The sequence below is a fragment of the Streptomyces glaucosporus genome (genome assembly GCF_039533345.1).
Classification (GTDB): domain Bacteria; phylum Actinomycetota; class Actinomycetes; order Streptomycetales; family Streptomycetaceae; genus Streptomyces; species Streptomyces glaucosporus.
The window spans coordinates 249,402-256,610 of the sequence record NZ_BAAATJ010000001.1; the positions used below are offsets into that span (position 1 = coordinate 249,402).

At 76.5% G+C, this 7,209-nt stretch carries 5 protein-coding genes; 3 read left to right on the forward strand and 2 right to left on the reverse strand.

All coding sequences use genetic code 11. From position 1 onward, the window contains the following. The first annotated feature begins 11 nt into the window (after positions 1-11). A complete protein-coding gene (locus ABD358_RS01115; protein WP_344628856.1) occupies positions 12-1,889 on the forward strand; it encodes an SDR family oxidoreductase in 1,878 nt (625 codons plus the stop codon). Between the two features lie 40 nt (positions 1,890-1,929). Here the strand turns inward: ABD358_RS01115 and ABD358_RS01120 are convergent, their stop codons facing one another. Then, positions 1,930-2,832, reverse strand: a complete 903-nt coding sequence (locus tag ABD358_RS01120) for an LLM class flavin-dependent oxidoreductase (RefSeq protein ID WP_344628857.1) — start codon at positions 2,830-2,832, stop codon at positions 1,930-1,932. 181 nt (positions 2,833-3,013) lie between these two features. On the opposite strand from ABD358_RS01120, the gene ABD358_RS01125 reads away from it, so the two are divergent. Together ABD358_RS01125 and ABD358_RS01130 are read left to right on the forward strand one after the other, a co-directional pair. Further along, positions 3,014-3,874, forward strand: coding sequence for a Cof-type HAD-IIB family hydrolase (locus ABD358_RS01125; protein WP_344628858.1), 861 nt, complete (start codon positions 3,014-3,016; stop codon positions 3,872-3,874). 205 nt (positions 3,875-4,079) lie between these two features. Beyond that, positions 4,080-4,991 (forward strand): aldo/keto reductase, encoded by a 912-nt coding sequence (locus tag ABD358_RS01130; protein WP_344629049.1) that lies wholly within the window; start codon positions 4,080-4,082, stop codon positions 4,989-4,991. Between the two features lie 76 nt (positions 4,992-5,067). On the opposite strand, the gene cydC is transcribed toward ABD358_RS01130, so the two are convergent. Beyond that, a partial coding sequence (cydC, locus tag ABD358_RS01135) for a thiol reductant ABC exporter subunit CydC (protein WP_425576206.1) occupies positions 5,068-7,209 on the reverse strand: 2,142 nt, incomplete at its 5' end.

A 7,209-nucleotide genomic window follows, 5' to 3' on the forward strand; every position in this document is an offset into this window, starting at 1 on the left:
GAGAGGTGCGCATGGGATCCGGGGAGACGGTGGCGGGCGCGCGGGAGCGGTGGATCCCCACGGACGGCGTCGAGCTGTGCGTCGCCGAACTGGGCGGGCGGACGGGGCCGGACGGGAGCCGCCGCCCGACGGTGGTGCTGCTGCACGGCTACCCGGACTCCAAGGAGCTCTGGCGCCCGGTCGCCGAGCGGCTCGCGGACCGCTTCCACGTGGTGCTGTACGACACGCGCGGCTTCGGGAAGTCGACGCCGCCGCGACCGCTGCGCGGCGGGTTCACGCTGGAGAAGCTGACCGACGACTTCCTGGCCGTCGCGGACGCGGTGAGCCCCGACGCCCCGGTGCACCTGGTGGGGCACGACTGGGGGTCGCTCCAGGGGTGGGAGTTCGCCACGGTCGGGCGGACCCAGGGCCGGATCGCCTCCTTCACCTCCCTGAGCGGACCGTCCCTGGACCACCTCGGGCACTGGTACGCCCGGCGGCTGACCCGGCCCTCCCCCGTCCGGACGGCCCAGGCGCTCGGGCAGGCCGTCAGGGCCTCGCACGTGTACCTGATGCACCTGCCCGGCGTGCCGGAGGCGCTGTTCGGCCGGCTCGTCCCCGCCCTCGCGCGGCACCGGGACGCCCACCCGTACGACGGCGGCTACCCCACCGCCTCGCTGCCCTCCGACGCCGCGCACGGCGCCTGGCTGTACCGCGACAACGTCCGCGCCCGGCTGCGGAACCCGCGCGAGGACGCCTACGCCCACGTGCCCGTCCAGCTGATCACGCCGGTCGACGACCCCTTCCTCTCCCCCGCGGTCCACGACGGGCTGGAGCGCTGGGCGCCGCGGCTGACGCGCCGCGCCCTGCGCGCGGGCCACTGGGCGCCGCGCACCCGCCCCGACCGGCTGGCCCTCTGGATCGGCGCGTTCGTCGACGCGTGCGAGGGACGGCGCGGGGACGGCGGGGGAGACGGGGACGGCCGGACCACGGGAGGCTCCGAGGACTCCGGGGGCTCCGGGGGCTCCGGGGGCTCCGGCGACGGGAGCGTCCCCGCCCTGCGCGGCGGGCGGCACGGGCGGTACGCCGAGTACTTCGGCGAGCAGCTGGTGCTGGTCACCGGCGCGTCCCGGGGCATCGGCCGGGCGACGGCCCTCGCCTTCGCCCGGGCCGGCGCCCGCGTCGTCGCCGTGGACACCGACGGCGACGGCGCGGAGCGCACGGCCGAACTGGCGCGGCGGGCCGGCGCGGCGGGGGCGTGGGCCGAGACCGCCGACGTCTCCGACGGGCGGGCCGTGGAGGCGCTGGCCGAACGGGTCGCCGACCGGTACGGCGTGGTGGACGTGCTGGTCAACAACGCCGGGATCGCCGCCGTCGGGCCGTTCCTGGAGCACACCGAGGACGACTGGAACGCCGTCCTCGGCACCAATCTGTGGGGGGTGATCCACGGCTGCCGCCTCTTCGGACGGCAGATGTCCGCGCGCGGCCAGGGCGGCCACATCGTCAACGTCTCCTCGTGCGCCGCCTACGAGCCCACCCGCGCCCTGCCCGCGTACTGCACCTCCAAGGCGGCGGTGCTGATGCTCAGCCAGGTCCTCCGCGCCGACCTGGCCGGGGAGGGCATCGGGGTCTCGGCGGTCTGCCCGGGCGTCGTCAGCACCCCCATCCTGGACGACACCCGGTTCCGGGGGTACGACGAGCGGGACCGCCGGGGCCGGATCCAACGGGCCCGGCAGGTCTACCGGATCCGCAGGTACCCGCCGGAGAAGGTCGCCGACGCGGTGCTGCGCGCGGTGGTGGAGGACCGGGCGCTGGTGCCGGTGAACCTGGAGGCGCGGGCCGGCCTGTGGCTGTCCCGGCTGGCGCCGGGCCTGCTGCGGGCGTTCGCGCGGATCAACGTACGGGCCTGACGGCCGCCCGGCGGTGCGGCCGGGCGGCCGTCCGGCCGGGTCAGGCCAGCTGCCCCGGAGCCTCGGTCGCGATCCTCTCGAAGACCTCCCGGTCGGCCTCGAACATCGTGCCGTCGACCGGCCAGTGCAGCACGATCTCGTCGATGCCCAGCTCGCGGTACGTCCCGGCGAAGTCCACGAAGGCGTCCAGGGAGGCCAGGGGGCGGTCCGGGGTGAAGCCCGTGAGCAGGACGCGGGGCAGCCCCGCCGGGTCCCGGCCCTCCTCCGCGCAGATCTCCTCCAGGCGCCGGATCTGCCCCCGGATCGCGGTGCGCGCCTCCTCGGCGGTGCCGCCCCCGGCCGCCCGGGGGTCGCCGGTGGTCACCCAGGCCTGCCCGTACCGCGCCGCCAGCCGCATGCCGCGCGGGCCCGCGGCGGCCACGGCGAAGGGGATGCGGGGACGCTGGACGCAGCCGGGGATGTTCCTGGCCTCGTGGGCGGAGTAGCGCTCCCCGTGGTGGGTGACCGCGTCCTCGGTCAGCAGCCGGTCCAGGAGAGGCAGGAATTCGCCGAAGTGGTCGGCCCGCTCGCGCGGCGTCCACGGCCGCTCGCCGGGCGCCCTCAGCACCGTGGCGTCGTACCCCGAGCCGCCCGCTCCGATGCCGAGGGTGATCCGTCCGCCGGAGACGTCGTCGAGGGTGATCAGCTCCTTGGCCAGGTTGACCGGGTGCCGGAAGTTCGGCGAGGTCACCAGGGTGCCGAGCCGTATCCGCCCGGTGGCCGTCGCGGCGGCGGTGAGGGTGGGCAGCGCGCCGAACCAGGGGCCGTCGCGGAAGGGCTCGCGCCAGGAGAGGTGGTCGTAGGTGTAGGCGGTGTGGAAGCCCAGTTCCTCGGCCCGCCGCCACCTCTCGCGCCCGCCCTCGGCCCAGCGCAGGACGGGAAGGATCACGGTGCTCAGTCGCATCCCCCGAGCGTATGCGGACGGGTGGGCGCCCGGGCAGTGGTCCGGGTAGTGGGGCGGGCAGTGGGAGGGGCGGCCGGCCTCCCGGGCCACCGGCTGTCCGTGTCCATCCGCTTTCGGATGTGTTCGCCCGGTGGCTCATTCGGGCACCTTCCTGCACGGCTGTGCGCGCATATGCGGGAGGATGGAGACCGTGACCCATGCCCTGGCATTTCCGACGACGCGTCCGCGCCTCATCGCCACCGATCTGGACGGGACGCTGCTGCGCGACGACAAGTCCGTCTCCGACCGCACGGTCGCGGCGCTCGCCGCGGCCGAGGAGGCGGGCGTCGAGGTCTTCTTCGTCACCGGGCGGCCCGCCCGCTGGATGGACGTGGTCAGCGACCACGTCCACGGACACGGACTGGCGATCTGCGCCAACGGCGCGGCCGTCGTCGACCTCCACCGCGGCCGGCGGTTCGTGCGCGTGCGGGAACTGCCGCACGGCACCGCGCTCACCGTGGTCAAGGAGCTGCGGGAGCTGGCCCCGGAGGTCAGCTTCGCCGTCGAGCGGACCGGCGGCATCCACTACGAGCCGCTCTACCCGCAGTTCCACCTCGACCCGGGCGCGGTGATCGCACCGGTCGACGAACTGCTGTCGGGCGGGTCCGAGTACTCCGACCAGCCGATCCTGAAGCTCCTGGCCCACCACAGAGAGCTCACGCCGGACGGCTTCCTGGACATGGCCCGCCGGGTCGCGGGCCATCACGCCGAGTTCACCCGCTCCAGCCCCAGCGCGCTGCTGGAGATCAGCGGGCCCGGCGTGAGCAAGGCCAGCACCCTGGCGCTCTGCTGCGAGCAGCGCGGCATCGCCCCCGAGGAGGTCGTCGCCTTCGGGGACATGCCCAACGACCTGGAGATGCTGAACTGGGCCGGCTCCTCGTTCGCCATGGCCAACGCCCACCCCGACGTGCTGGCCGCGACCCCCTACCGCACGTCCACCAACGAGGACGACGGGGTGGCCGCCGTCATCGAGCGGCTGCTGAGCCTGCCCGCCACGGCCTGAGGACCGCCCGCCCTCCCGGAACGCCCGGGACGCTCCCGCCCCGGACGCCCTTGCCCTGGAGTGCTCTCCAAGCGCCAGCATGAGTCCTCCGAGCGCGGCGGAGGCGCCGCGCGGGACGGGAGGAGCACTCGTGAGCGCACCGAACAGCGCACGGAACAGCACGCCGAACAGCGCACCGGCCGCGCCGTACTTCGCCCTGGGCGCCATGGACTTCGGCACCCGGCTGGACCGGGAGGCGTCGACGCGGCTGCTCGACCGGTTCGTCGAGCGGGGCGGGCGGTGGATCGACACCGCCAACTGCTACAGCTTCTGGCTCGACCCCTCCGGCACCGGCGGCCAGAGCGAGACCGTCATCGGGGAGTGGCTGGCCGCCCGCCCCGGCGTCCGCGACCGGGTGCTGATCAGCACCAAGGTCCGCCAGCAGCCCACCGTGCCCGGGAAGTGGCCGGAGTCCGCCGAGGGACTGTCGGCGCCCGCCGTGCGCCGGGCGGTGCGGGAGAGCCTGCGGCGGCTGCGCACGGACCGGATCGACCTGTACTGGGCGCACGCCGAGGACCGCGAGGTGCCCCTGGAGGAGACCGTCGCCGCCTTCGGCGAGGTGGTCTCGGACGGGCTCGCCCTCCGGCTCGGCGCCTCCAACCACACCGCCTGGCGCGTCGAACGCGGCCGCGCGATCGCCCGCGGAACGGGGGTGGCGGGCTGGACCGCCCTGCAGCTGCGGTACTCCTACGTCCAGCCGCGGCCGGGCGCCGTCCTCCCCGAGGCCGGACACCTCCACGCGACCCCCGAGTCGCTGGACTACGTGCGCAGCGAACCGGAGCTCGACCTGTGGGTGTACTCCTCGCTGCTGTGGGGCTCCTACACCCGCCCCGACCGGCCGCTGCCCGAGCACTACGACCACCCCGGCACGGCGCGCCGCCTGGCCGTGCTCGGGGAGGTGGCCGCCGAGACCGGGGCCACCGCCAACCAGGTCGTCCTGGCCTGGCTGACCGGTGGGGACCCGGCGGTCGTCCCGATCGTCGGGGTGAGCCGCACCGAGCAGCTCGACGAGGCGTTCGACGCGATGGAGCTGCGGCTGGACGCGGAGCAGCGGCGGCGGCTGGACGAGGCCGCCTGACCGTCCGGCGGGGCCGGCCGGGGCCGGTTCCGCCGGACGCGTCCGCCGCGGGACGCGTCCGGCCGCAGGGCGCGGATCAGCGCCTCGCGCCCACCAGCTCCTCGGTGGCCCGTTCCCGCTCCAGCATCCGCCGGAAGGGCCCGTCCGCCCCGGCCAGTTCCCGGTACGGGCCGCGCTGGACCACCCGGCCGCCGTCGAGGACGACCACCTCGTCCACCGCCTCCAGCCCGGCCAGGCGGTGGGTGATCAGCACGGTGGTGCGGCCCTCGGTGGCGGCCAGCAGGTCGGCGGTCAGGGCGTCGGCGGTGGCCAGGTCCAGGTGCTCGGCGGGCTCGTCCAGCACCAGCACGGGGAAGTCGGCCAGCAGCGCGCGGGCCAGGGCCAGACGCCGGCGCTGGCCGCCGGAGAGCCGGGCGCCGAACTCGCCGACCAGGGTGTCCAGCCCCTCGGGCAGCTCCCGGACCCAGGCGTCGAGGCGGGCGGCGGCCAGGGCGGTGTGGAGGTCCTCGTCGGTCGCGGACGGCCTGGCGAGGCGGAGGTTCTCCCGCAGGGAGCTGTCGAAGACGTGCGCGTCCTGGGCGCACAGGCCGACGGCGCGGCGTACGGCGTCGCCGTCCAGGGCGGTGGCGTCGGCGGCGTCCGGCCCGAGGGTGTAGCTCCCGGACCCGGGGTCGAGGAAGCGCAGCAGGACGTGGGCGAGCGTGGTCTTGCCCGAGCCGGACGGGCCGACGACCGCCACGCGCCGGCCCGGCGTCAGGGTCAGGTCCACCCCGGCGAGGGCGGGACGCTCCTGGCCGGGGTGGCGGGCCGTGAGGCCGGTGAGGACGAGAGGGAACGGGGTGGCGGGCTCCGGAAGCGGGTGCTCCGGCTCGCGGACGGGGGCGGGGGCGTCGATCACCTCGTGGACCCGCTCGGCCGAGCGGCGGGCGCGCTGCCGGTACTGGGCCGCCTGCGGCATGCCGGCGACCGCCTCGAAGGAGGCGAGCGGGGTCAGGACGACCACCGCCATGAGGAGGCCGCCGAGCCGCCCGTCGTGGACGGCCGCGGCCCCGGCCCAGGCCGCGGCCGTGACGGTCAGCCCCGCGGCGAGCGCGGACAGGCCGCCGCCCAGCGCGGTGACGGCCGAGCTGCGGGCCGCGAGCCGGGTGAGGGCGGCGTCGGCGGCGCGGACGGCCTCGATGCGGCGGGGCAGTGCGCCGGCGACGGTCAGTTCGGCGGTGCCGGTGAGCAGGTCGACGGTGCGGGTGGTCAGCTCGCCGCGGGCGGGCGCGAGCCGGCGCTCGGTGCGGCGGGAGACGGCGGCGGCGAGCGCGGGGACGGCGGCTCCGGCGAGGAGCAGTCCGGCCGCGAGGGCCGCGCCGGCCTCGGGGAGGAGCCACGCGGTGAAGACGGTGGCGGAGAGCGAGACCGCGGCGGCGACGGAGGCCGGGAGCAGCCAGCGCAGGAAGTAGTCCTGGAGCGCGTCGACGTCGGTGACGAGCCGGGTGAGGAGGTCGCCGCGCCGGGCGTGGCGCAGCCCGGCGGGGGCGAGGCGCTCCAGGCGCCGGTGGACGGTGACGCGCAGGTCGGCCAGGAGGCGCAGCACGGCGTCGTGGGAGACGAGGCGCTCGGCGTAGCGGAAGACGGCGCGGCCGATGCCGAAGGCGCGGGTCGCGGTGACGGCGACCATCAGGTACAGGACGGGGGGCTGCTGGGAGGCGCGCGAGATCAGCCAGCCGGAGGTGGCCATCAGGCCGACGGCGCTGAGGAGCGCGAGCGCTCCGAGGAGCAGGGCGAGGGCGAGGCGGGAGCGCTGGGGGCGCGCGACGCGGCGCACGCGGGCGAGGGTGTCCGGCTCGGGGGCGGGTGCGGGCTTGGGTGCGGGCTTGGGGGCGGGGGCGGTGCGTGCTCGGGTCGGGGCCGTGGGGGCGGGGGCGGTGCGTGCTCGGGTCGGGGCCGGTTCGGGACGGCCGTTCCGGACGGCATTATTTACGGGCCGTTGCCCTGTGCCGTTCTGTGACCCGGTGATTGGCCCGCAAATAACGCTTGAGTGTCCGGAACGGCCGTCCCTGCCCGTCCCCTCCGGCTCGCTGCCGGCTGCAGGGCCGCCGTGGGCCAGGGTGCGGGCCGGGGTGTGGGTCCCCTCCGGCTCGCTGCCGGCTGCAGGGCCGCCGTGGGCCAGGGTGCGGGCCGGGGTGTGGGTCCCCTCCGGCTCGCTGCCGGCTGCAGGGCCGCCGTG